Genomic DNA, 23552 nt, shown 5'->3' with positions numbered 1-23552 from the left:
TCGTAAACAGGTTCTAAGTCAGGTTCTGGTCAAAGTAAAAGCCCGCCGTTTGGCGGGCTTTTCGTTTGGACGGCGCGATCAGTTGCCGTTCTTGATCTGTTGGCTGACCTGGTTCTCCTCCTGATTCAGCGTTTTTTGCTCCTGCTTGGTGATGTGGCCGTGATCGAGTTTGGCCATGTCCTGCTCCTGCTGGCGGATGTCGCGGTCTTCGCCGTGCAGCTTGCGCGCTTCGTCGCGGCTGATCTTGCCTTCCTTCAGTTCGCGGTGAATGCGGCGGTCCTGATGATGCAGGCGCTGATTGACTTCCTCGCGGCGCGGATGCTCCTTCTGCCATTCGGATTCGGCCCGGGCCTGGGCGGCGAGCAATAGGCTGGCGGCGAGCAGGCCGGTCAGCAGCAGGGGGCGAGCGTTCGTTTTCATCTTGATCTCCTGGGATGGCAATGATTGCCAGATGTCATCCTAGAAGGGGGCAGGGCAAGTGTTTGTTAAGGCTGTTTAATCTGTGTTGCCCGCGGCGGGCTTAGACATGAAAACTAAGAAATCTCCGTCCGCGGGCGCATGGCGGTTCAGAAAATCCAGTTTGGCGGCGCGGTCCAGCCGCTTGAACGCGTATTCGGCCTTCAGCGCCTCGGAGCGGCCTGCGCAGACCAGCACCAGGGCCAGCGCCTGCGGCGGGTTGAGCCGGGTGTAGCGCGCGCCCTTGCCGGCGGCGTGCTGGGCGTAGCGGCGCGCCACGTCGGTGGTGACGCCGGTGTAGAGCGCGCCGTCGCGGCAGCGCAGCACATATAAAAACCAGGGCCGGGGGGAAGCCCGGCCCTGCGTGTCCCGCGCGTCGGCGGATTTAGATGCTGGCATCCAGATTGGCCAGCGGGCTGATCAGCACCCGTTCGGTGCGGTTGCCCTTTTGCACGGTGACGCGCAGCTTCCATTCGCCGACGGTGATTTCATCGCCTTCGCGCGGAATGCGCTCCAGGCAGTCCATCAGCAGGCCGGCCACGGTGTGGAAGTCTTCGTCTTCGAAGTCGCCCAGCACGATGTGCTGCTCCAGCGTCACCAGTTCCAGGCTGCCTTCCACGTCGAAGCTGCCGTCGGCCTGCGGCACGATGGCCGGCAGTTCGTGACGCTCGTGTTCCTCCGGAAACTCGCCGGCGATCGCCTCCATCAAGTCCTTCTGGGTGACGATGCCTTCCAGGCTGCCGAACTCGTTGACCACGAAGGCCATGTCCGCCGAGTGCTGGCGGAAGCTCTCCAGCGCCTTGAGCACGGTGACGGTTTCCGGCAGCACCAGCGGCTGGCGCAGCGCGGCGTCGATATTCATGTCGCCGCCGTCCAGCAACTGGGTCAGCAAGTCCTTGCGCGCGACGATGCCTTGAGGCTCGTCGATGCTGCCGTCCTTGATCACCACCAGTCGAGAGTAAGGACTGTCGCGCAGCACTTTGCGCTGCGCGTCCTGGCTCTGGCTCAGGTCCAGGCGGTGCACGTCGGCGCGCGGCGTGGCGATCACGCGGATCGGCCGCTCGGCCAGGGTCAGCACGCTGTGTATCATCGCGCGTTCGTTCTGGGCGAAAGCTTCCTGCGGCTCGGCGTCCTTGCTGTCCTCCACCTTGCCTTCGTCGGCGCTGGGGCTGGTCAGCTTGCTGCCCATCAGGCTGAGCACCGCGTTGGCGGTGCGTTCACGCAAGGACTGGTTGCGGTTCAGGTAGCGGATGCGATTGGCCTGCGACACCTGGTTGAAGGCTTCAATCAGCACCGAGAAGCCGATGGCCGCGTACAGATAGCCCTTGGGAATATGGAAGCCGAAGCCTTCCGCCACCAGGCTGAAGCCGATCATCAGCAGGAAGCCCAGACACAGCATCACCACGGTGGGGTGGGCGTTGACGAAGGCGGTCAGCGGTTTGCTGGCGGCGATCATCATCAGCATGGCGACGATGACGGCCAGCATCATCACCGGCAGGTGTTCGGCCATGCCGATGGCGGTGACTACCGAGTCGATGGAGAATACCGCGTCCAGCACCAGAATCTGGGCGACGACGGTGCCGAAGGCGGCGTAAGCCTTCTGGCCGTTGCTCTTCACTTCATCCACGCCTTCCAGGCGTTCGTGCAGTTCCGTGGTGGCTTTGAACAACAGGAATACACCGCCGCCCAGCATGATGAGATCGCGCCCGGAGAAGGGCTGGCTGAGCACATGGAACAGCGGCGAGGTCAGCGTCACCAGCCAGGAGATGCTGGCCAGCAGCACGAGACGCATAATCAGGGCGAGCGACAGGCCGGTGATGCGGGCGCGGTCGCGTTGGTGCGGGGGGAGCTTTTCCGCCAGGATGGCGACGAAGATCAGGTTGTCAACGCCCAGCACCACCTCCAGGATGATCAGCGTGAGGAGGCCAAGCCAGGCGGAAGGGTCAGACAGCCACGAAACGTCCATGATGAAAACGAAGATTCCTTATAGATAAAAACGGGGTAAAAATAGCACAGTCGGGGCGCGATTAACAAAAATCCATTGCGCCCGGCCGCGGCGGCAAGAAAAAACCCCGCCGAGGCGGGGTGGCTCGGGAGGCGGTTTACAAGCCGCCGTAGGAATGCAGGCCGGCCAGGAACATATTGACGCCGAGGAAGGCGAAGCTGGTGACGAACAAGCCCACCACCGCCCACCATGCCAGCGGCGCGCCGCGCCAGCCCTTGACCAGGCGGATATGCAGCCAGGCGGCGTAGTTCAGCCACACGATCAAGGCCCAGGTTTCCTTCGGGTCCCAGCTCCAGTAACCGCCCCAGGCGTCGGCGGCCCACATCGCGCCCAGAATGGTGGCGATGGTGAAGAACAGGAAGCCGACGGCGATGGCCTTGTACATCACCTCGTCCAGCACTTCGGCCGGCGGCAGCTTGTCCTTGAGCCAGCCCTTCAGCGCCAGCAGTTCGGCGATGCCGAGCATGGCTGCGATGGCGAAGGCGCCGTAGCCGACGAAGTTGGCCGGCACGTGTATCTTCATCCACCAGGATTGCAGCGCCGGGATCAGCGGCTGGATCTCATGGGCCTGGCGGTCGAAGGTGTACCACAGGATGAAGCCGACCGAGGCGCAGATCACCAGCAGCACGAAGGCGCCCATCTGGCGCGCCGCGTACTTGGCCTCGTAGTACAGATACATCAGCGCGGTGATCAGCGTGAACAGCACGAAGACTTCGTAGAGGTTGGAGACCGGGATGTGGCCGATGTCCGGGCTGATCAGATAGCTTTCGTACCAGCGGGTGAACAGGCCGGCGAGACCCATGACCGACGCGGCCCAGGTCAGGCCGCTGCCCATGCGGTTCAGCGTGTCGGAGCGGGTCAGCAAGCCGGCCCAATACGAGAAGGCGGCCAGGAAGAACAGCGTGCACATCCACATGATGGAGGATTGGCTGGACAGCATGTATTTGAGCAGGAAGGCGGTCTGGCCGCGCGCCAGCTCGTGCTGATACACCTGGATCGCCAGCAGCGAGATACAGCCGGCCAGCGGGAAGAACCAGCGCCAGGCTTTCCAGAACCAGCCCAGGCCGATCAGTCCCAGCGCGGAGCCGGCCAGGATGGCCTGTTCGTAGCCGTCCATGTAATGGTTGTACAGCGCGTAGCTGTAGCCGGCGGCGGCCAGCACCAGCAGCGCGTAGAGCCAGTCGGCCGGGGTCAGCCGTTTCAGTAGCGGCTGCCGCGAGAAAGAAGCGTGGGCCAGTTCCATCATGCACCTCGTACCAGCTGTTTGATAAGTTGAGTATGGCGCGCAAAGTCGCCGTCCAGATCGCGATTATGCCGGTTTGACGTCATCGCGACCCGTACTTTGGAACCGTTGACGCGCACCCACAGGCGCAGCTCGCGCACATAGAACATCAGGATGATGCCGAAAACCAGCAGCACCGAGCCCAGATAGACCAAGGTCTTGCCGGGCGAGCGGGTCAGTTGCAGTCCGGAGGCCTGCACCTGCTCGAAGCCTTCCAGCTGCAGGAAGACCGGCGCGCCGTAGTCGTGCAGCGAGCTGGCCGCCACCAGGCTGTCCAGCAAGAAGCGGTAATGCTCGCTGTCCAGCTTCATCGGCGGCAGGCCGGCTTTTTCGTCGGCCACCGACATCACGTCCACCACCGCGCCTTGCAGGATCTTGATATAGGTTTGCGCCACCGCCTGGCGCTTGTCCTGCGGCACGCGGTCGTCCAGGAATTTCTCCAGGCCGACGAAGCCGCTGTCGCCAAAGCGCGCCAGCACCCATTTGACGCTGTCGGTGAACTGCTGCTGCATCGCCGGGCTGATGGCGTCGCCTTTCAGCGCCTTGTGCGCGGCGCGGCGGGCGATCTCATCGTAACGCGCCGGGTCCAGCAAGGCGGCGCGCAGGCGCATGAAGCGCTCCACGCTCATCTCCTCGTCCAAGGGGATGCGCACGTACTGGAACGGTTCGGCCACGGTCTTGCGCACGCCGGCCATCATATAGCTGGCGCCGTCCTGCTGGATGGGCGCCATATAATGCATGAACTCCACCGCCTGGCCCTGGGCGTCGCGCAGCTTGAAGCTGATCGACGGGCCCTGGTTTTTCAGCTGCTTGTCCTGTTTGACCTCGCGCGCGTCGTGCATGCGCTGCGACAGCGTGCGCTGGCCTTCCTGCGGCTTGCCGATGTTTTCGATATTGAAGACGCGCAGCTCGCCCACTTCCAGCGTGTAGTCCTTGCCGTTGGCTTTCAGCGGCTGGCTGGACATCGACACCGCCGGAATCTCGGTCGGACGCGCTTGCGGCGCGGCCAGATTCCAGGCCTTGAACTTGAGCGGGGACGCGCCGTCGCCGAAGCTGGACTGGTAGATGGCGATGCCGTCGACGATCAGCGGGTGGTTGACCTTGACCGTGGCCTCGGTGGTTTTGCCGCTGGCCTTGTCGGTGACCACGATGTCGCTGGCGAACAGCTTGGGCATGCCGTTGCTGTAGTAATCGACGTGGAACTTCTTCAGGGTGATGATGAAGGGCAGTTCCTGCACCAGATAGCCGTTGCCGGCGTTGAGGAAGGTGACGTCGGCGCTCTTGTTCTCCGCGATGGTGACGTTGCCGCGGAAGGACAGATTGTTCGAGCCCAGCCGGCTGGCCGCCGGAATCTGGTTTTGCGGCACGTCGCGGGTCTCCGGCACCACGCGGCCGGTGAGCTCGCCGATTTTCAGCGGCAGGTTGCCGTCCAGCAGGCCGCCGATGCAGATCACCACCAGCGCGATGTGGGCGAAGAAATAACCGAGCTTGCCGGCCGCGCCCTTCTTGGCCGCCAGCACCAGGCCGCCGTCGGCGCGAGGCTGCTCCTTGAGGCGGAAGCCTTGCGCCTGCAAATAGGCGCGCGCGGCGTCGGCGTCGAAGCCTTCGGCCTGGAAGCTGACGCTGTGCTTCATCGCCGCCAGGGAGTTGTCGGAGGCTTTTTCGCGGTAGGCGCGCATGTCCTTGATGAAGCCGGGACCGTTGCGCAGAATGCACAAGCTGGTGGACAGCACCAGGAAGGTGAGGATGGTGAGGAACCACGCCGAATGGTAGACGTCGTACAAGCCTAGCCATTCAAACGCTTGAAACCAGAATTGCCCGAACTCGAAAGCGTAGTTGGGATAGGGTTCGTTCTGTTTCAGAACCGTCCCGATCACCGAGGCGATGGCCAAGATGGTCAGCAGGCCGATGGCGAATCGCATCGAACTGAGCAACTCATACCAGGCGTGAGCCAGGCTGTTGCGGCTAGTTTTTTTCATAGTGGCGTAAAGTGCAAAAAGGAAAGCCCGTGGACGGGTCTTCCCTTTTGAGCCGGCGTGCCGGGCAAAGTTGCCGGCGCGCCCCGGAGCGCGGGCGGCGGAGCCCCCGCAGGGGCGGCCCCTGAGGGGCCGTCAGGCTCGGCCGGTGCGGCCGGGCTGCTCAACGCTTAGCGCAAGCCGGAAATGTATTCGGCCACCGCTTTCATTTCGGCGTCGCTCATGCGATTGGCGATGTCCTGCATCGGGCCGTTCTTGCGGTTCGCTCCGCCCTTGAATTCGTTCAGCTGCTTGACGATGTAGCCGGCGTGCTGGCTGCCCAGACGCGGATACTGGTCGGGCAGGCCCTTGCCGGCGGGACCGTGGCAGGACATACAGGCGGGAACCTGAGTGCCGGCGTTGCCGACGCGGTAAATCTTGGCGCCCAGCGGCATTTGCGCCTTGTCGGAGGCTTCGCGGTCCTTCGGCTTTTGCTCGCTGTAGTAGGCGGCGACATTGCGCATATCGTCCTCGGACAACATGGAGGCCATACCCAGCATGGTCGGGTCCTTGCGCACGCCGGCCTTGAACGCCTTCAACTGGGTGTACAGATAGTGCGCGTTCTGACCCGCCAGCGTGGGGTTGGCCGCGGCTACGCTGTTGCCGTCAGTGCCGTGGCAAGCCGCGCAAACCGTTTCTACGATCTGTTTGGCCTTCACCGGGTCCGCCTTGACGGCTACCGGCGCAGCCGCCAACGCGTTTCCGGCCAGGGTTGCAGCCGCCATCGCCAACAGCATCATACGTTTCATGGTCGCTCCTTTAGGGGCTATCCCTAAATATCTGTAAAAGTGGCAATTTCAAACCTGCTATTCTATACCAACTGATTTCACCCTTACTACTATGTCGACTTTTCAAAACGCCCGATTTTATACCACCGTCAACCACATGAAGGACTTGCCGCCTACCCGAGCGGAGGTCGCTTTCGTGGGGCGCTCCAATGCCGGCAAGTCCAGCGCCATCAACACATTGGCCAATCACGGCCGCCTGGCGCGGGTGTCCAAGACGCCGGGCCGCACCCAGCACATCAATTTTTTTGAGCTGGGTAACGAATGTTTTCTAGTCGATTTGCCCGGTTATGGCTATGCCGAGGTGCCTGAAGCAGTTCGCGCGCACTGGGTGGAACTGCTGGGACGCTATCTGCAGTCGCGCCAGAGCCTGATCGGTCTGCTGTTGATCATGGACGCGCGCCATCCTTTGAAAGAGCTGGACCGCAAGATGCTGGAGTTCTTCCGGGTGAACCGGCGACCGGTGCATATCCTGTTGTCCAAAGCCGACAAACTGTCGCGCCAGGAGCAATCCAAGGTGCTGGCCCTGGTCAAGAGCGAGCTGAAAGACTATCCGGACGTCAGCGTGCAGATGTTCTCCAGCCTGAAGAAAAGCGGGGTAGAGGACGTGGAGCGGGTGGTGAACGGCTGGTTCGAGCAGTACATGGGACAGCCGGCCGCGGACGAGGCCGCGCCGCCGGAACTTTAGGAACAGGCCCGCACCTAAACAAGCAGGTGGCCAACACCTCCCGCTTGCCTCCCTGAGCGGGGCCTGGATTGATCAGGCTTACCCCGGCAGCAGCTTGCCGGGGTTTTTTATCGGCGGCGGAAACGAAAAAGGCGAAGGAGATTTCTCCTTCGCCTTTGTCATGAACCCGGCTTGATGGCTTACAAGCTGGTGACTACGGTCTCTACGTGCAGGTTCTCGGCGGCGTTGCGCACCGCGTCGCTGGAGCGGAAAGGCCCCAGGCGCACTTTGTAGACGCCTTCCTGATTCACGATGCCAAGTTTGGACTCGTACTTGTCGTCCATCTCGCCCAGCATTTTCTGCACCATCGCCTCGGCGTTGGACAGTTTGGAGAAGCTGCCCAGTTGCAGATACTTGGGCGTGTCTTCTACGCGTCGCGCGGTGTTGACGGGACGGGTGCTGGCGATGTTCTCGCCGCCGGCGTCCGGCCATACGCGTTCGATGGCGATCTTGGCGCTGCCTTGCTTGATGAAGCCCAGGCGGTAGGCCGCCGCGTAGGACAGGTCCATCAGGCGGCTCTTGTGGAAGGGGCCGCGGTCATTGACGCGCACCACCACGGATTTGCCGTTGTTCAGATTGGTGACCCGGGCGTAGCTCGGGATCGGCAGCGTAGGATGGGCGGCGGTCATGGCGAACATATCGTATTTCTCGCCGGAGGACGTCTTGCGGCCGTGGAACTGCTTGCCGTACCAGGAGGCGCGGCCCGTGGCTTGATAGGGCTTTTCGCGCGTGTCGGGACGGAAGCTCATCCCCAGCGCCGTGTAGGGCAGATTGGCCGACTTGATCAGCGGCTCTTCCTGCGGCACGGCGTCCGGCACCAGGTTCAGGTTGACCGGGATATGGTCCGCGGGACCATCGTTCTGGAAATAAGCTCCATTCTTGGCAACGGTTTTCTTGTTGCCGGTCGACGAGGACGCCGACTGGTTGGTGGCGCTGGCCGTCTTCACGGTGGAACAGGCCACGAGTACGAGACTGACGAACACAAGCCACAGCCATCGGAGTACTGATTGCATAGATCTCCCTTATGCTGTCGGAACCACTGCAAAACCTTGGCGCGCCGTTTCAACGTCGGCGCTTCGCGCTTGCTTGCAAGCGCCAAGTCCAGGCTTTCCAGAGTCCCTTGTTGGGCCGATCTGCGAACCGCTTCAGCTTCCCCCTGCGAAATCGAGCTGTCGCCAAGCCTCGAACACCGTCACCGCGACCGCGTTCGAAAGATTGAGACTTCTTGATTCTGGACGCATCGGCAAACGAATCCTCTGCTGCGGAGGCAAAGACTCCAGCACTTCAGGCGGCAGACCGCGGGATTCGGGACCGAACAAAAAAACGTCCCCAGGTTGATAGGATATCCGGTCATGGCGCTCGGAGCCCTTGGTGGTGGCGGCGAAAATACGCCGTCCGCGCAAAGTCTCTTGACAAGCCGCCCAATCCTCATGAACCACTACGCGAGCGTACTCGTGGTAATCGAGTCCCGCGCGTCGCAGCTTGGCGTCCTCCAAAGGGAAGCCCATGGGTTTGACCAGATGCAGTTCACAGCCGGTGTTGGCACATAAACGAATCACATTGCCCGTGTTGGGCGGTATTTCCGGCTGAAAAAGAATTACAGTGAACATCGTTGGCAGCCTGGATTGTTCCAAAGAATCAAAATCTTGGTCAAGTTTTAGGAGAAAAGGCCCTGGCGAGCACCCAGCCATCGACCCGTTTTGCCCCCTGTTTTTTCAAAATTTCGGCCAGCGCCGACAGGGTGGCGCCGCTGGTGGCGACGTCATCGACAATGGCGATGGAAAGCCCGTCACAGCGGCAATTTACGCCGAAAGCATGGCGGAGGTTTTTCCGGCGTTCGGCGCGCCCGAGCGAGGCCTGGGACGGAGTGTTGTATTTTCGCCAACAAACCTCGGCGCTCAAACGGCTCGCCATTGTAGCAGCGAATGCTTTTGCCAACTCATGACTTTGATTGAAACCGCGCTCGGCAAGTCGTTCTTTTGCCAGTGGAACGGGAATGACAAGGTGATAGTCTTGGCGGCGCGGACGGGCGAAATCGGCGAGCAGGCCGCTAAGCGCCGCGCCCATCTGCAGCTGTTTTCCGTATTTGAAGGCGTGGATCAGCGCGACGAGCGGGTAGTCGAAGCAGTAGGGCGCGTACAGCGCGTCGAAGGCGGGCGGGCGGCGTTGGCATTGGCCGCACAGGCCGGAAACCGGCAGGGGTTCGGCGCAGCGCGCGCATTGCGCTGACGGCAGCGCCGGCAGCCGGCGGCGGCAGTCGGCGCAGAAACCCCGGCTTGCCCGCCAATCCCCGCAGAGCCAGCAGGGTTGATTAAATATTGTGCACTTGTCAATTATGAGGCTTGTCAGGTTTGACAGCATGGCGCCCTCCCCAGCAAGATGCGCTGATTCGCCCCACGCCCGGCCGGGCGTGGCACTCTGACGGTCCTGACGGCGCAAGCCGGAATTATCCTTGCCTGATCAAGGTCTTCCATCGCCGGACAGCGACCACAGCCAGGATAGACCATGCATTCTTCCGCTATCGAATTCAAGCCTTCCGCCACCCCGCACCCGGAGTCTCCCAGCTGGACTGTGGCGGAAATCGAAACCCTGCTGGCGCTGCCCTTCATGGAGCTGGTGTTTCGCGCGGCCGAGATTCATCGTCAGTTTTTCGACCCCGCCAAAGTGCAGCTGTCCACGCTGATTTCCATCAAGACCGGCGGCTGTCCGGAGGACTGTGGCTACTGTCCGCAATCGGCGCATCACGACACCCCGGTGCCCAATCAGCCGATGTTGACGGTTGATGAAGTTTTGAGCGCCGCGCGCGCGGCCAAGGCCAACGGCGCCAGCCGCTTTTGCATGGGCGCGGCCTGGCGCGGCCCCAAGGACGCGGACTTGGAGAAAACTTTGGAAATGGTCAAGGAAGTCAAAGCCTTGGGCCTGGAAACCTGCGCCACTTTCGGTTTGCTGAAGGGAGGCCAGGCGGAAAAACTGAAGGCGGCGGGCCTGGATTATTACAATCACAATCTGGACACCTCGCCGGACAAATATTCCGATATCATTGCCACGCGCGACTACGAAGACCGCCTCGACACTTTGGGAAAAGTACGCAGCGCCGGTCTGTCGGTGTGCTGCGGTGGTATTGTTGGCATGAATGAAACCCGCAACGATCGCGCAGGTCTGATTGCACAGCTAGCGAATCTTGAGCCGCAACCGGAATCGGTGCCTATCAACAAGCTGGTCAAGGTTGAGGGCACGCCGCTGGAAGGCGCCGCGCCGCTGGACTGGACCGAGTTTGTGCGCACCATCGCGGTGGCCCGCATCGTGATGCCCAAAACCTATGTGCGATTGTCCGCCGGACGCCGTGAAATGGATGAGTCCACGCAGGCTTTGTGCTTCCTGGCCGGGGCCAATTCCATCTTCTACGGGGACAAGCTGTTGACCACCGGCAACCCCGAGGTGGACGCCGACCGGCTCTTGCTGGAAAAGCTTGATCTGACGCCGCTTTGAGCGGTTTGGGCGGCGGATTCGCGGGCGATGTAAAAAATGTATATATAAGGAATAGCTTGGGCGGACGGCGAGGCCGGTTTCCACCAAGCCCTTTACACGGGATATTTCGAGCCGATATGCGCCTTCAAGACCTGCCTGCCGCCCTGATGGATCTTTCCGCCACCCACCGCCGCCGCCAACGCGCGGTCGTCGACAGCCCGCAGGGGGTTGAAGTGGTGGTGGACGGACGTTCCTATGTTTCTTTCGCCAGCAACGATTACCTCGGGCTGGCCGATCATCCGGCCCTGGTGCGCGCCGCGCAGCAGGGCCTAGAGCGTTGGGGAGTGGGCGGCGGTTCATCGCATCTGCTGGCCGGCCACTTCAGCGTGCAGCAAGAAGCCGAGGAGGCGCTGGCGGAATTCGTCGGCCAGCCGGCGGCATTATTGTTCGGCTCCGGCTACGCGGCCAATCTGGCGATTGTCAGCAGCTTGCTGGATCGCGGCGACGCGGTGTTCGCCGACCGGCTGAACCACGCCTCGCTGAACGACGCCTGTAGGCTGAGCCGCGCCGAGTTCAAACGCTTCCATCACAACGATTTGACGCAGCTGGAGCGCTTGCTGGCCGAGTCCGACGCCAAAACCAAGCTGATCGCGGTGGAGTCGGTGTACAGCATGGACGGCGACGAAGCGCCGCTGCCCGCGCTTTTGGCGCTGGCCGAGCGTTACGAGGCCTGGCTGTACGTGGACGACGCCCATGGTTTCGGCGTGCTGGGCGAGGGCCGCGGCGCGCTGGCCGAGCACGGCCTGTCTAGCCCGCGCCTGATTTACATGGCGACCCTGGGCAAAGCCGCCGGCGTGGCCGGCGCCTTCATCGCCGGCGGCGCTGATCTGGTGGAATGGCTGATCAATGCGGCCCGCAGCTATATCTACACCACTTCCCAGCCGCCGGCGCTGGCCTGTGCGATCTTGGCCAGCCTGCGCCTGATTGCCGAGGCCGACGAGCGGCGCGCGCGCTTGCGCGAATCGATAGCAATCATCAAATCCGGACTATCCGAGTCCAAATACTCCGCAGGGGCTTCCCGAACGCCGATTCAGCCACTTATCATAGGCGGCGATGAACAGGCGTTGGCCTTGGCCGCCCGTCTGCGCGACCAGGGTTTGTGGGTGCCGGCGATCCGCCCACCCACGGTGGCCGCAGGGACGGCGCGCTTGCGTCTGTCCTTGTCGGCCATGCACCAGCCGGAACACTTGCAGCGCCTGCTGTCCTGTATTCAGCACGCCGTGGCGTCCTGAGCCGACGCGCCCATGGGGAGGGGCGCGCCGGCATGGCCGGATTTTCCAGCTAACTCATACTACGATAATCACATGAAGAGCATGGCTGAATATCTGGCGACGCCAGAGCAGGCCGCCGCTATGGCGCTGTCTCTGCTGCAAGAGCAGGGAGGGGTGCGCGTTGCCGCGGTCTGGCGGCAGCTGGGGGCGGCTTGGCAGCTTTTGGCCGCGCTGGGCGACGCCGACGCCTTGCCCGGCGCGGAAGCGCTGGCGAGCGGGGACAGGCTGGATGCCGGCTGCGAGGCGATGCCTTTGCGCGCCGGCGAGCAAGTGCTGGGTTGGCTGGTGTGGCGCGGCGACGCCGGTCCGGCGTTGAATCCATCCGCCGCCTTGCTGTGCGCCCATCTGCTGTGCGCGCGACTGGGCGCGGAGCAGGTGGCCTCGCGCGAGGCCAACGAGGCCTTGTTCGATATTTCTCAGCTGGCCGAAGAGTGTGGCACCATCGATCAGGTATTGCCCGGCCTGCACCGGCAGATGATGCGGCTGATGGACGCCAGCAACTTCTACATCGCCCTGTACGACGATGAAGCCCAGGTCATCCACTTTCCCTTCTACATTGACCAGCGCGATCCCGCGCCGCCCGCCAGCGACGCCATTTTCCCGCTGAGCGGCCACGCCCAGTCCCTGACCGCCTGGTTGATACGCGGCGGCAAGCCAGTGGTGTTGAGCCGGGAGCGCCTGTTGGAAGTGTGCCAGCAGGAGGGCCTGAGCCGGCAGGGGCTGTTGCCGGCCAGCTGGATGGGCGCGCCGCTGGCCAATGCCGGCGGCCATGTCATCGGCGCGGTGGTGCTGCAGCTGTACGAGGATCAAACGCCGCTGACCTCGGCCGAGCAGCAGTTGTTTCTGTTCGCCGCCCGCCATGTCGGCTTCGTGCTGGAGCGAGTCTTGCACCGCAGCCAGCTGGAGCGTCAGGTCTGGCTGCGCACCAGCGAGCTGGAGGGCGCCAACGCGAGGCTGCGCGCCGAGGTGGCCGAGCGCAAGCGCGCCGAGCGTTTCCAGGGCGCCTTGTTCCGGATCGCGGAACTGTCCAATACCAGCTTGTCGCTGGAGGCCTTTCTCGGCGGCCTGCACCGCTTGCTGGCCGAGATGGTGCCGGCGCGCAATTGCCTGGTGGCCTTGTACGACCAGACCGAGGATTGCATCAGCTTCCCCTATTGCGCAGACGAATACGCGCCGCCGCTCAAGCCGCACCGGCCGGGCAAGGGTTTCGTCGAACAGGTGCTGCACAGCGGCCGGCCCTTGTTGATCGACCCCTATTCGCAACAGAATCGCCAGCCGGACGCCGACGAAGAACTGCCCCGGCCCAAGAGCTGGCTGGGCGTGCCCCTGTATTGCGGCACCGATCTTCTGGGCGTGCTGGCGGTGCAAAGCTATGAAGACGACGTGGTCTACAACTTCCGCGATCAAGAAGTGCTGGAGTTCGTCGCCAACCACATCGGCGCGGCGCTGACCCGGGTCAAGGCGCTGGAGAGCCTGCAAACCGCTTATGTGGAACTGGAACAGCGGGTGCGCGAGCGCACCAGCGAGCTGGACGCGGTCAACGCCCAGCTGGAGTTCGACAGCCTGCACGATCCGCTGACCAAGCTGCCCAACCGCAGCTATTTTTCCAAGGCTTTGCGCCGGGCCTGGGAGGCGTATGCGAATGGCGGCGGCGAACGCTTCGCGGTGCTGTTCATCGATCTGGACCGCTTCAAGCTGGTCAACGACACCCTGGGCCATCTGGCCGGCGACCACCTCTTGTTCGAGGCCGGCGCGCGCATCCGCTCCTGCCTGCGTCATTACGATTTCCTGGCGCGGCTGGGCGGCGACGAATTCGCGGTGCTGATGTTCGGCATGGACGGCGGCGGCGACTGCGAGCGCATCGCCCAGCGCATCGTTAGCGAGTTCGAACGGCCGGTGATCCTGGCGGGGCGGGAGGTGTTCTCCACCGCCAGCGTCGGCGTGGTGCTGGCGGACCATGAGCATTACCACAAGGCCGACGATCTGCTGCGCGACGCCGACCACGCGATGTATTGCACCAAACAGCAAGGGCGGCAGGGCTATACCCTGTTCAACCACGAGTTGCGCATCAATCAGGCGGACCAGCTGGCGATGGAGAGCGAACTGCGGCGCGCGCTGGAGGAGGAGGGGCAGCTGCAGCCGTATTTCCAGCCCTTCATCGACGGCGACAGTGGCGAGCTGGTGGGCTTCGAGGCCTTGGCCCGCTGGCAGCACCCGCAGCGCGGCCTGATTTCGCCCGGCCTGTTTTTACCCATCGCCGAGGAAAGCGGGCTGATCACCCGGCTGGACCGCTATATGCTGAACGCGGCCTGCGCCCAATTGAGCGCGTGGAGCGTTCAGGGCCGGGTGGGGCCGGAGGTGGCCTTGCACATCAATCTGTCCTCGGCCCATTTCCACGATCCGGAACTGGCGGCCTGGATAGGAGAGCGCATCCGGCATTACCGGCTGCCGCCGGCGACGCTGCACCTGGAAATCACCGAGAGCGCGCTGATCGATCAGCCGGAAATCGCCGCCACCGTGATGCACGCGCTGCATGAACTGGGCGTGAGGCTGGCGCTGGACGACTTCGGCACCGGCTATTCGGCGCTGTCCTATCTGCACCGCTATCGTTTCGACGTGCTGAAGATAGACCAGTCCTTCGTCTTCGATCTTGACCGCACCCAGGAGTCGGCGGCCATTGTGCGCGCCATCCTGGCGCTGGCCAAGGCGCTGGATCTGGAGGTGGTGGCCGAGGGCGTGGAGACCGCCGCCCAGCTGGCCATGCTCAAAAAAATGGGCTGCGGCAAGCTGCAGGGTTTCTACTTCGCCGCCCCGGCGCCGGCGGAGGGCGTGGACTGGGAGCGGCTGGCCCGCTTCCGGCAGGAGTTCCAGAGTGAGCGCTAGCGGATGGCGGCGTTGGCCGCTGGCGTTCAACCGCTGGCGCTACAATCTGTACGCGCCGGTCTACGACCGGGTGGCGCAGGCCTTCGCCGCGCGCCGGCGCCGCTCCATCGCCCTGCTCAACCCGCAGCCGGAGGAGCGCATCCTGCTGGTGGCGGCCGGCACCGGCCTGGATCTGGATTTCATGGTGCGTTGCCGACATGTGGCCGCCATCGACATCTCGGACGGCATGCTGGAGCGGCTGAGCGCCCATGCCGCGGCGTTGGGCATGGCGGTGGACGCCAGGGTGATGGACGCGCAGGCGCTGGATTTTCCCGACGCCAGCTTCGACGCGGTGGTCTTGCATCTGGCGCTGGCGGTGGTGCCGGACCCGCAAGCCTGCATCCGCGAAGTGGAGCGCGTGCTCAAGCCCGGCGGCCGGGCGGCGGTGTTCGACAAATTCCTGCCCGACGGCCGGCGGCCGTCCTTATTGCGCAGCGCCGGCAATCTGCTGTCGCGGGCGATCGCCACCGATATCAACCGCCGGCTGGAAGATATCCTGGCGGCTTGTCGTTTGAGCAAGGTTCATGACGAAGATGCCGGACTAGGTGGTTTCTTTCGCATCGCGATCTTGCGAAAATGAAGGTTTCACCCCATCTGGTCGTCCATGAGTCTGTTTGTTGAAACGCTGGGCCAAGGCCCGGACGTGGTCCTGTTGCACGGCTGGGGCCTGCATGGCGGCGTGTTCAGCCGCGTGGCGGCGCGCTTGGCCGCCAGTCATTGCGTGCATCTGGTCGACCTTCCCGGTCACGGCGCTTCCGCTCCGCTGGCCTCCTTCGACGCCGACGCGGTGGCCGATCTGCTGGACCAGGCCTTTCCATTGCCGCTGCAATTGGTGGGCTGGTCGCTGGGCGGTTTGATCGCCCAGCACTGGGCCGCTCGCCATCCGGACAAGATCAAGAGCCTGGCCTTGGTGGCGACCAGCCCGCGCTTCGTGCGCGACGACAGCTGGCCGCACGCGCAGGAGCGCAAGTCCATCGAAGCGGTGGCCGCCAGCCTGGACGGCGCCTTCGAACAGACGCTGGAGCGCTTTCTCGCCTTGCAGATGATGGGCGCGCCGTCGGCGCGCGACACGCTGAAGGCCTTGCGCGCGGACTTGTTCGCCCACGGCAGGCCGCAAGGCCTGTTGCCGGCGCTGGAACTGCTGCTGACGGCGGACGCGCGCGCGCTGGTCGGACGCATTCACTGCCCGGCGGGCCTGTTCTACGGCGCTCGCGACGCCATCACCCCGATAGGCGCCGGCCGTTGGCTGGCCGACGCGCTGGGCGACGCCCGGCTTTATGAATTTCCGCAAGCGTCGCACGCGCCGTTTCTGTCGCACGAAGCCGAATTCGTCGCCGCGCTTGCCCAGCATTTGGAAGCCCATGCATGACTGAAGCGTTTTACACCGACAAGGCGCGAGTGCGCGCCTCGTTCGAAAAGGCCGCCGCCAGTTACGACTCCGCCGCGGTCTTGCAGCGCGAAGTCTCCGACCGGATGTCCGAGCGGCTGGACTACATCAAGTTTCAGCCGCAAGTGGTGCTGGACGCCGGCGCCGGCACCGGCTACGGCTCGGCCCAGCTGCGCGCCCGCTACCCGGACGCGCGCGTGGTGGAGCTGGATCTGGCGCAGGCGATGCTGCAAGCCTCGCGCGCCAAGCAGCAAAGCGGCGACGGCCTGTTGAAGAAACTGTTCCGCCCCAGCCTGCCGTGGCAGGTGGTGGCCGACGTCGAGCGCCTGCCGCTGGCCGACGCCAGCGTGGACATGATTTGGTCCAGCCTCACCATCCAGTGGGTCAATGTGCCGGACAGCGTGTTCGCCGAATTCCGCCGCGTGTTGAAGCCCGAAGGCATGCTGATGTTTTCCACCCTGGGCCCGGACACCCTGCATGAGCTGCGCGGCGCTTTCGCCGGCGTGGACCGCGCCACCCACGTCAACCAGTTCATCGACATGCATGATCTGGGCGACGCGCTGATGCGGGCCGGTTTCGCCGAGCCGGTGATGGACATGGAAAAAATCGTGCTGACCTACGGCCGCGCCCGCGAGGTGATGGCGGACCTGAAAGCCATCGGCGCGCACAACGCCACCAGCGGCCGTGGCCGCGGCCTGATGGGCAAGCACGCCTGGCAGCGGGTGGAGGCGGCCTACGAGAGCCTGCGCCGCGACGGCAAGCTGCCGGCCACCTACGAGGTGGTGTACGGCCACGCCTGGAAGGGCGGCGACAAGAAGCTGGCCAAATTCAGCGAGGACGGCCGCCAGGTGATCGAGTTCGTCAAGAAGCGGCCGGACTAAGGCGATGCTGACCATCCGCCTGGCCGCGCCCAAGGATGCCGGCTGCCTGGCCGCCTTGTCGATTCAAGTGTGGCTGAGCACCTACGTCACCGACGGCGTCCGCCGGGACATGGCCGACTATGTGCTGAGCGAATTCACGCCGGCCAATTTCGAGGCGCTGATCGCCAGCCCCTCGCATCATCTGCTGGCGATGGAGCAAGACGGCTTTCTGCTCGGCTACGCGCTGATGAAGCTGGACAGCTCATGCCAAGGCTGCGACTTCCCCACCGTGGAAGTGTGCAGGATCTACCTGGTGGAAAGCCGCACCGGAGAGGGCCTGGGCCGGCGTTTGCTGGAAGCGGCGCGGCAATGGGCGCTCGCCCTTCCCGAACCCGCGCGTTTGTGGCTGACGGTGTGGCACCGCAACGAGCGCGCGATCGCCTTCTACCGCCGGCTGGGCATGACCGTCCACGGCGAATGCCATTTCGAATTGGAGGGCGCGCGGCATCTGAATTACGTGATGCTGGACTGCGCGCCCGTTGGGGCGGTTCCAACCACCGCCGATGCCTGAAAGCCCGATGAAATCATGATGAGCAAACACACACTCCGCCCCTGGCTGTTGGCGGGCATGGCCGCGCTGTTGTCGGCTTGTTCCACCTTGTCCTCCCCTCCCGCGGCGCTGCCGCCCAAGCCGGCGCTTAAGCCCAAGATCGGCTTGGCGCTGGGCGGCGGCGCGGCCAAGGGCTTTGCCCACGTCGGCGTGATCAAGGTGCTGGAAGCCGCCGGCCTCACGCCTGATCTGGTGACCGGTACCAGCGCCGGCAGCGTGGTCGGCAGTCTGTACGCCTCCGGCCTCAGCGGCATGCAGCTGCAAAGCAGGGCGATTCAACTGGACGAATCCAATCTGACCGATTGGACCTTGTCGAGCAAGGGCGTGATCAAGGGCGAGAAACTGCAGAACTGGATCAACGCTCAGGTGGCCAACAAGACCATGGAGCAATTGCCGCGGCCGTTCGGCGCGGTGGCCACCGAACTGGACAGCGGCCGCAAGGTGGTGTTCCGCCTGGGCAACACCGGCCAGGCCGTGCGCGCCTCGGCCAGCATTCCCAACGTCTTCCTGCCGGTGAAGATAGGAAACAAGAGCTATGTGGACGGCGGCCTGGTCAGCCCGGTGCCGGTCAGCGCCGCGCGCGAGATGGGCGCGGACTTCGTCATCGCCGTCGATATCTCGGCGCGGCCGCGCAAGGGCGCCGCCACCGGCTTTCTGTCCATGCTGGATCAGAGCCTGAACATCATGAACGGGCCGGCGCTGGCGCAAGAACTGAGGCAGGCCGACGTGGTGATCCGCCCGCAAGTGCAGAATATCGGATCCGCTCAATTCGACGCGCGTCATCAGGCTATTCTGGAAGGAGAGCGCGCCGCGCAGGCGGCGCTGCCGCAGATCAGGCAATTGCTGCAGCAAAAAGCCGTTGCCATGAATAAGTAATGGCATAATGCTGCCGGGCTGGCCCTGCATTGCAGCATGGCCGGCCGCCTTCCATCAGCAACCGCAGGCCCGGCCTGCCTGGAGACCTGAATGATCAAGCTTTACGGCGCTGCGCTGTCCCCTTATTACAACAAGGTCAAAATCGCCTTGCTGGAAAAGGGCGTCAACTTCCAAGAAATCCTCACCGCCCCTTCGCAGCAGGAAGAACTGCTGGCGAAGAGCCCGATGGGCAAGATTCCTTTTGTCGAAGTGGGCGGCCACGCCATGGCGGAGTCATCGGTGATCCTGGAATGGCTGGAGGACGCCTATCCCACCGCTTCCTTGCTGCCGCCGACGCCGAACGGCCGCGCCCACGCGCGCCAGCTGAGCGCGATGCTGGATTTGTACGTGTTGATGCCGGCGCTGCCCTTATACCGCCATTGGCTGTTCGGCAGCCCGCTGGAAGCGGGCGCGATCGACGCCGCGCGTCAGCAGATCGCCCGCGGCGTGGCCGCCTGCGCCCAGTTGCTGGATTACGGCCCTTGGGCCTGTGGCGAGGATTTCAGCAGCGCCGACATCGGCGCCGCCTGCGTCCTGCCGGCGCTGGAGCAGATGAGCAAGGCCTTGCTGGGCGAAGACCTGACCGCCGGCTTCCCCGATCGCGACGCCTATCTGCAGCGCCTGTCCGCCCGCAAGAGCGTGAGCCGGACCTGGAGCGAGCGTGAGGCGTCCTTGACCGCGTTCCGCGCGCGTCAGCAGCAATAGGGTAAACCGCAGGACAGGACCGACCCGCTTGCCGGCATTCGGCGTTTGAGTAATTATAGAGCTCAAACTCCAATCAAGTGTTTGCCCCTGACGCAAACGCCTTGCCCAAGCGGGAGGCCGTGATGAAGTTCGATATTCAGCTGCTGTTGTTGGCGATGGCGCCGGTGTTCCTGGCCTTCGTCGCCGGCGAGTTGTGGCATTTGCGCCGGCAGGGCCGGCTCAGTCTGTACGATTGGCGCGATTCAGTGTGCAGCGCCTGTCTGGGCTTGCTGCACCAGGGGGCGGACAAGCTGGCCTGGGTGCTAGTGCTGCCCTTGTACGCGTGGATTTTCCAAGAGCACCGGCTGTTTCAATTTTCCGACTCCTGGCTCAGCTTCTTGCTGTTGTTCATCGGCCAGGATTTCCTCTATTACTGGTTCCATCGCGTCAGCCACCGCGTGCGTTGGCTGTGGGCCGCCCACAGCGTGCACCACAGCTCCACCCGGATGAATTTCACCACCGCCTTCCGCCAGAGCCTGATGTATCCGCTGGCCGGCATGTGGGCGTTCTGGCTGCCGCTGGCCTGGCTGGGCTTTCCGCCGGAGCAGGTGGTCGGCGTGGTGTTGCTGAACCTGGCCTTCCAGTTCTTCGTGCATACCCAGGCCTGCCCCAAGCTGGGTTGGCTGGAATACGTTCTCAACACCCCGTCCATCCATCGCGGCCACCATGCCAAGAATCCGCGCTACATCGATCACAACTACGCCGGCGTGCTGGTGGTCTGGGACCGCCTGTTCGGCACCTATGTGGAGGAAAGCGCCGACGATCCCTGCGACTACGGCACGGTCAAGCCGGTGAACAGCTTCAATCCGCTATGGGTCAGCGTGGTGGAATGGCGCGATATGTTGCGGGAAGCCTGGCGCGCGCCCAACTGGAAGGACCGCTGGACGGTCTTGTTCGGCCCGCCGGAAGAGGCGGAGGCGGCCGCGGCGCGCTGGCGCTGAGGGCATGAAAAAAGCGGACCGGGAGGTCCGCTTTTGCGTGGCATGGTCTTGCCAGCCTGTGTGGCTAGCAAGCATCAGCGTCAGCGCTGAGCCAGTCGGCGCAACGCTACAGCAGGATGCTAAACCAGCACCTTGCCGTTCTTGGCCGGCAAGGTCTTGCCCTTGGGCTTGCGATCCATGCGCACGGTGCCGGTCTTGCCGTCCAGCGAGTACTTGACGTCGTAGCCGACCACCTTCTCGCTGCTTTCGTTCACTTCATTGCAAATGGTCTGGGTGCTGTTGACCTGATCGCGTTGCTGCATGCCTTCCTGCACCTTGTTGCCGGCCAGGCCTCCCGCCAGCGCGCCGATCACGGTGGCGGCCTTCTTGCCGTTGCCGCCGCCCACCTGATTGCCCAGCACGCCGCCGATCACGCCGCCTATCACCGAGCCGGCGATGCGGTTTTGATCCTGGACCGGCGCCTGATGGGTGACCTGCTCCTGATGGCAGACCTGCTTGGGCGCGTTAACGGTTTCCTTGATCGGCGTCACCGCCAGGATGCGGGCATGGGTGGCGTGGACCGGAGCGGCCGGCTTGGCCGGCGCGCTGGGTTCGGCGGTTTTCTCCGCCGGCTTGGCCGCTTGGGCGGCTGCGACGGGCGCGGCCGCGGCGACGACCGCCGGGGCGGAGGCCACGGCGGGCGGCAGCACCGCCACTGGGGCGGATGCGGCTGCCGGCGCGCTGGCGGTTTGCTGCGGCGCGGCCGCGGTCTGAGGATTGGATTTCACGGCTTGATAGCCGGCCACGCCCAGGCCGCCGAGTGCGATGCCGCCACCCAGCACACTGGCGATCAACAAGGATTGTTTCATGGTTCGTCTCCAAAAGCGGGCCGTCTATGCGGCCGTAATCATGATGAGTGAGATGAAATTCAGACACTTCATGGTGGCAGACAGTTGCAAATCAAATGTTTTCCATTTGTTACTAAAAGTGGCGAATCGTTAGCGTTTGCGGCGGCGGCTCCGGTGTTGCAGCGGCGCTAGCAATTTGATTTAAATCAATATATCAGCGAGTGAACGCTTGCTTATATGCAAAATGGCATGCTGGGCCCCGCGATGGGGGGCGTGGCAGAAATTTGCAGTAGTCTGCAGGTAATTGAGCAATTAGAGCAAAGTTTTTGTTTAAATAATCGAATTTAATTTCATTGTATCCAATATATGACGCTATTAAGGCATAAAAATCCAATGTCTTCATTTGACGCGAGGCGAGCATGAGTGCTTAATGTCCAGCTTGTTGATGTTTGCAACAGAAACGAAGCGGCTTGCCTGAATTGTCATGCTGTTGGTATTAATGTTGCTGGAAAATGATGATTTTAGGGGGCAGCCTTGACTGATATCTCCACCGAAGCCGGTTTGAAGCGCGGTTTGAAAAACCGCCACATCCAATTGATCGCCTTGGGCGGCGCGGTCGGCACCGGCCTGTTCTTGGGCTCGGCCAGCGTGCTGAAGGCCGCCGGTCCGTCCATGATTCTGGGCTATGCCGTCGCCGGCCTGATCGCCTTCATGATCATGCGCCAGTTGGGCGAAATGGTGGCCCAGGAGCCGGTGGCCGGCTCGTTCAGCCACTTCGCTTACCGTTACTGGGGCGATTTCGCCGGCTTCCTGTCCGGCTGGAACTACTGGGTGCTGTACATCCTGGTCAGCATGGCGGAACTCACCGCCGTCGGCGCCTATGTCCAGTACTGGTGGCCGCATGTCCCCGCCTGGGTGTCGGCGCTGGTGTTCTTCGTCTGTATCAACGGCATCAATCTGGCCAACGTCAAGGTTTACGGCGAGGCGGAGTTCTGGTTCGCGCTGATCAAGGTGGTGGCGGTGATTGCCATGATTCTGTTCGGCGGCTACCTGCTGCTGACCGGCACCGGCGGTCCGCAAGCCTCGTTCAGCAATCTGTGGAGCGATGGCGGCTTCTTCCCGCATGGTTTCAGCGGCCTGTTCATGATGATGGCGGTGATCATGTTCTCCTTCGGCGGCCTGGAACTGATTGGCCTGACCGCGGCCGAGGCGGATAACCCGCGCACCACCATTCCCAAGGCGGTGAACCAGGTGATCTACCGCATCCTGATCTTCTACATCGGTTCGCTGGTGGTGCTGCTGTCGCTGTACCCGTGGAGCAAGGTGGCGTCCGGCGGCAGCCCCTTCGTGATGATCTTCCAGCAAATCGGCTCCGGGCTGACCGCCAATCTGCTCAACTTCGTGGTGCTGACCGCGGCGCTGTCGGTGTACAACAGCAGCGTTTACGCCAATAGCCGCATGCTGTATGGCCTGGCCAGACAGGGCAACGCGCCCAAGGCCTTGATGCAGGTGGACCAGCGCGGCGTGCCGGTGCCGGCGATCCTGGTGTCGGCGTTGGCCACTTTCGCCTGCGTGATCCTGAACTATGTGTTGCCGGGCGAGGCCTTGGGCATTTTGATGTCGCTGGTGGTGGCCGCGCTGGTGACCAACTGGGCGATGATCAGCCTGACGCATTTGAAGTTCCGCCGCGCCAAGGTCGAAGCCGGCGAGCAACTGGTGTTCAAGTCCTTCTGGTTCCCGCTGACCAATTGGATCTGCCTGGCTTTCATGGCGATGATTCTGTTGATCCTGCTGCTGACCCCGGGCGCCGCGGTATCGGTCTATGTGTTGCCGATATGGCTGGGGCTGTTGTGGGTGGGCTATCGCGCCAAAGCCAAGGGCGCGCCGGCGGCGGAGCCCGTGCGCCAGACCTCCTGAGTGTTTTCACGACGCTCGCGCAGCGAGCGTATCGGCGGGCCGCCTCATCCGGGCGGCCCTGCTTTTTGCCCCGCGCGGTCCGCCTCCTCGATTTGCATTTAATTAGACCTATTGTCTAATTTGCTTGGTGTTGATGACGGTCTTATGAATCATCGCCAGATGGTTTGAAAAAGGTTTTTGACCTTTTGTCGTATTTTGTTTAGTCTGAACGTGGTTTGTTTGAAGTTGATGTATGTAATAAGGATGTCTTGCTTGCTTTTTAGACTTTTTGTCTGATTGACGGGTGGTGAGGGCCTTGCTGCATTGATGAAGCAATACCGTCCCATTCACAAGAGAGCCTGCTTACGATGGCGCGAGCTG

The 23552-nt window shown here is 63.1% G+C and carries 22 protein-coding genes; 12 read left to right on the top strand and 10 right to left on the bottom strand.

Annotation, left to right across the window (positions count from 1 at the left end):
- Positions 1-78 precede the first annotated feature (78 nt).
- The 6 genes from NK214_RS00770 to NK214_RS00745 all read right to left on the bottom strand — a co-directional run bounded on the left by NK214_RS00770 (position 79) and on the right by NK214_RS00745 (position 6507).
- Positions 79-420: a hypothetical protein gene (locus NK214_RS00770; protein WP_199225780.1), complete on the bottom strand. Its 342-nt coding sequence runs from the start codon at positions 418-420 to the stop codon at positions 79-81.
- A gap of 75 nt (positions 421-495) precedes the next feature.
- Positions 496-855, bottom strand: coding sequence for a GIY-YIG nuclease family protein (locus tag NK214_RS00765; RefSeq protein WP_227106440.1), 360 nt, complete (start codon positions 853-855; stop codon positions 496-498).
- Positions 842-2422 carry a TerC family protein gene (locus NK214_RS00760; protein ID WP_107797782.1) on the bottom strand — a complete coding sequence of 527 codons (1581 nt, stop codon included), beginning with the start codon at positions 2420-2422 and terminating at the stop codon, positions 842-844. Before NK214_RS00760 ends, NK214_RS00765 begins: the two co-directional genes overlap by 14 nt.
- A 136-nt stretch (positions 2423-2558) precedes the next feature.
- The gene (gene ccsB, locus NK214_RS00755; RefSeq protein ID WP_107801571.1) at positions 2559-3704 is read right to left on the bottom strand and encodes a c-type cytochrome biogenesis protein CcsB; all 1146 of its coding nucleotides are present in this window, start codon (positions 3702-3704) and stop codon (positions 2559-2561) included.
- Positions 3704-5722, bottom strand: coding sequence for a cytochrome c biogenesis protein ResB (locus NK214_RS00750; protein ID WP_107797783.1), 2019 nt, complete (start codon positions 5720-5722; stop codon positions 3704-3706). The genes ccsB and NK214_RS00750 overlap by 1 nt, the downstream gene beginning before the upstream one ends.
- 167 nt (positions 5723-5889) lie before the next feature.
- Positions 5890-6507 (bottom strand): cytochrome c, encoded by a 618-nt coding sequence (locus tag NK214_RS00745; protein WP_107797784.1) that lies wholly within the window; start codon positions 6505-6507, stop codon positions 5890-5892.
- 91 nt (positions 6508-6598) lie between these two features.
- Here NK214_RS00745 and yihA point away from each other — a divergent pair, with 91 nt between their 5' ends.
- On the top strand, positions 6599-7231 hold the full coding sequence (yihA, locus tag NK214_RS00740; RefSeq protein WP_107797785.1) for a ribosome biogenesis GTP-binding protein YihA/YsxC: 633 nt from the start codon (positions 6599-6601) through the stop codon (positions 7229-7231).
- A 179-nt stretch (positions 7232-7410) separates the two neighbouring features.
- On the opposite strand, the gene NK214_RS00735 is transcribed toward yihA, so the two are convergent.
- The 3 genes from NK214_RS00735 to NK214_RS00725 all read right to left on the bottom strand — a co-directional run bounded on the left by NK214_RS00735 (position 7411) and on the right by NK214_RS00725 (position 9631).
- Positions 7411-8283, bottom strand: a complete 873-nt coding sequence (locus NK214_RS00735) for a septal ring lytic transglycosylase RlpA family protein (protein ID WP_107797786.1) — start codon at positions 8281-8283, stop codon at positions 7411-7413.
- A 132-nt stretch (positions 8284-8415) separates the two neighbouring features.
- Positions 8416-8880: a tRNA (cytidine(34)-2'-O)-methyltransferase gene (locus NK214_RS00730; protein ID WP_081555202.1), complete on the bottom strand. Its 465-nt coding sequence runs from the start codon at positions 8878-8880 to the stop codon at positions 8416-8418.
- Between the two features lie 40 nt (positions 8881-8920).
- Entirely contained in the window at positions 8921-9631 is a 711-nt protein-coding gene (locus NK214_RS00725; protein WP_253313539.1) for a ComF family protein, read from the bottom strand.
- Between the two features lie 144 nt (positions 9632-9775).
- On the opposite strand from NK214_RS00725, the gene bioB reads away from it, so the two are divergent.
- The 10 genes from bioB to NK214_RS00675 all read left to right on the top strand — a co-directional run bounded on the left by bioB (position 9776) and on the right by NK214_RS00675 (position 20448).
- Positions 9776-10759, top strand: a complete 984-nt coding sequence (bioB, locus tag NK214_RS00720; protein ID WP_107797787.1) for a biotin synthase BioB — start codon at positions 9776-9778, stop codon at positions 10757-10759.
- Positions 10760-10875: 116 nt separating this feature from the next.
- Entirely contained in the window at positions 10876-12030 is a 1155-nt protein-coding gene (gene bioF, locus NK214_RS00715; protein ID WP_253313538.1) for an 8-amino-7-oxononanoate synthase, read from the top strand.
- Between the two features lie 72 nt (positions 12031-12102).
- A complete protein-coding gene (locus NK214_RS00710) occupies positions 12103-14952 on the top strand; it encodes an EAL domain-containing protein (protein ID WP_253313537.1) in 2850 nt (949 codons plus the stop codon).
- Entirely contained in the window at positions 14942-15571 is a 630-nt protein-coding gene (locus tag NK214_RS00705) for a class I SAM-dependent methyltransferase (protein WP_107797790.1), read from the top strand. Before NK214_RS00710 ends, NK214_RS00705 begins: the two co-directional genes overlap by 11 nt.
- Before the next feature lie 24 nt (positions 15572-15595).
- Positions 15596-16360, top strand: coding sequence for a pimeloyl-ACP methyl ester esterase BioH (gene bioH, locus NK214_RS00700; protein ID WP_253313536.1), 765 nt, complete (start codon positions 15596-15598; stop codon positions 16358-16360).
- Positions 16357-17259 (top strand): malonyl-ACP O-methyltransferase BioC, encoded by a 903-nt coding sequence (gene bioC / locus NK214_RS00695; RefSeq protein WP_107797792.1) that lies wholly within the window; start codon positions 16357-16359, stop codon positions 17257-17259. The genes bioH and bioC overlap by 4 nt, the downstream gene beginning before the upstream one ends.
- A 4-nt stretch (positions 17260-17263) precedes the next feature.
- The gene (locus tag NK214_RS00690) at positions 17264-17809 is read left to right on the top strand and encodes a GNAT family N-acetyltransferase (RefSeq protein WP_253313535.1); all 546 of its coding nucleotides are present in this window, start codon (positions 17264-17266) and stop codon (positions 17807-17809) included.
- Positions 17810-17824: 15 nt separating this feature from the next.
- A complete protein-coding gene (locus NK214_RS00685) occupies positions 17825-18724 on the top strand; it encodes a patatin-like phospholipase family protein (protein ID WP_253313534.1) in 900 nt (299 codons plus the stop codon).
- A 90-nt stretch (positions 18725-18814) separates the two neighbouring features.
- Entirely contained in the window at positions 18815-19468 is a 654-nt protein-coding gene (locus NK214_RS00680) for a glutathione S-transferase family protein (RefSeq protein WP_107797795.1), read from the top strand.
- A 122-nt stretch (positions 19469-19590) separates the two neighbouring features.
- Positions 19591-20448, top strand: coding sequence for a sterol desaturase family protein (locus tag NK214_RS00675; RefSeq protein WP_253313533.1), 858 nt, complete (start codon positions 19591-19593; stop codon positions 20446-20448).
- A 119-nt stretch (positions 20449-20567) separates the two neighbouring features.
- Here the strand turns inward: NK214_RS00675 and NK214_RS00670 are convergent, their stop codons facing one another.
- The gene (locus tag NK214_RS00670) at positions 20568-21296 is read right to left on the bottom strand and encodes a glycine zipper 2TM domain-containing protein (protein ID WP_227106455.1); all 729 of its coding nucleotides are present in this window, start codon (positions 21294-21296) and stop codon (positions 20568-20570) included.
- A 513-nt stretch (positions 21297-21809) separates the two neighbouring features.
- On the opposite strand from NK214_RS00670, the gene NK214_RS00665 reads away from it, so the two are divergent.
- Positions 21810-23192, top strand: coding sequence for an amino acid permease (locus NK214_RS00665; RefSeq protein ID WP_235084993.1), 1383 nt, complete (start codon positions 21810-21812; stop codon positions 23190-23192).
- Positions 23193-23552: the final 360 nt, after the last annotated feature.

This window comes from Chromobacterium sp. S0633, assembly GCF_024158805.1.
Taxonomy (GTDB): Bacteria; Pseudomonadota; Gammaproteobacteria; order Burkholderiales; family Chromobacteriaceae; genus Chromobacterium.
Note: the sequence above shows the minus strand (reverse complement) of the source record. Positions and strands in the feature narration are given on the sequence as shown.

Coding starts and splice junctions, on each gene's coding strand:
- NK214_RS00770 (WP_199225780.1), bottom strand. CDS start 420: ATGAAAACGAACGCTCGCCCCCTGCTGCTGACCGGCCTGCTCGCCGCC.
- NK214_RS00765 (WP_227106440.1), bottom strand. CDS start 855: ATGCCAGCATCTAAATCCGCCGACGCGCGGGACACGCAGGGCCGGGCT.
- NK214_RS00760 (WP_107797782.1), bottom strand. CDS start 2,422: ATGGACGTTTCGTGGCTGTCTGACCCTTCCGCCTGGCTTGGCCTCCTC.
- ccsB (WP_107801571.1), bottom strand. CDS start 3,704: ATGGAACTGGCCCACGCTTCTTTCTCGCGGCAGCCGCTACTGAAACGG.
- NK214_RS00750 (WP_107797783.1), bottom strand. CDS start 5,722: ATGAAAAAAACTAGCCGCAACAGCCTGGCTCACGCCTGGTATGAGTTG.
- NK214_RS00745 (WP_107797784.1), bottom strand. CDS start 6,507: ATGAAACGTATGATGCTGTTGGCGATGGCGGCTGCAACCCTGGCCGGA.
- yihA (WP_107797785.1), top strand. CDS start 6,599: ATGTCGACTTTTCAAAACGCCCGATTTTATACCACCGTCAACCACATG.
- NK214_RS00735 (WP_107797786.1), bottom strand. CDS start 8,283: ATGCAATCAGTACTCCGATGGCTGTGGCTTGTGTTCGTCAGTCTCGTA.
- NK214_RS00730 (WP_081555202.1), bottom strand. CDS start 8,880: ATGTTCACTGTAATTCTTTTTCAGCCGGAAATACCGCCCAACACGGGC.
- NK214_RS00725 (WP_253313539.1), bottom strand. CDS start 9,631: ATGCTGTCAAACCTGACAAGCCTCATAATTGACAAGTGCACAATATTT.
- bioB (WP_107797787.1), top strand. CDS start 9,776: ATGCATTCTTCCGCTATCGAATTCAAGCCTTCCGCCACCCCGCACCCG.
- bioF (WP_253313538.1), top strand. CDS start 10,876: ATGCGCCTTCAAGACCTGCCTGCCGCCCTGATGGATCTTTCCGCCACC.
- NK214_RS00710 (WP_253313537.1), top strand. CDS start 12,103: ATGAAGAGCATGGCTGAATATCTGGCGACGCCAGAGCAGGCCGCCGCT.
- bioH (WP_253313536.1), top strand. CDS start 15,596: ATGAGTCTGTTTGTTGAAACGCTGGGCCAAGGCCCGGACGTGGTCCTG.
- bioC (WP_107797792.1), top strand. CDS start 16,357: ATGACTGAAGCGTTTTACACCGACAAGGCGCGAGTGCGCGCCTCGTTC.
- NK214_RS00690 (WP_253313535.1), top strand. CDS start 17,264: ATGCTGACCATCCGCCTGGCCGCGCCCAAGGATGCCGGCTGCCTGGCC.
- NK214_RS00685 (WP_253313534.1), top strand. CDS start 17,825: ATGATGAGCAAACACACACTCCGCCCCTGGCTGTTGGCGGGCATGGCC.
- NK214_RS00680 (WP_107797795.1), top strand. CDS start 18,815: ATGATCAAGCTTTACGGCGCTGCGCTGTCCCCTTATTACAACAAGGTC.
- NK214_RS00675 (WP_253313533.1), top strand. CDS start 19,591: ATGAAGTTCGATATTCAGCTGCTGTTGTTGGCGATGGCGCCGGTGTTC.
- NK214_RS00670 (WP_227106455.1), bottom strand. CDS start 21,296: ATGAAACAATCCTTGTTGATCGCCAGTGTGCTGGGTGGCGGCATCGCA.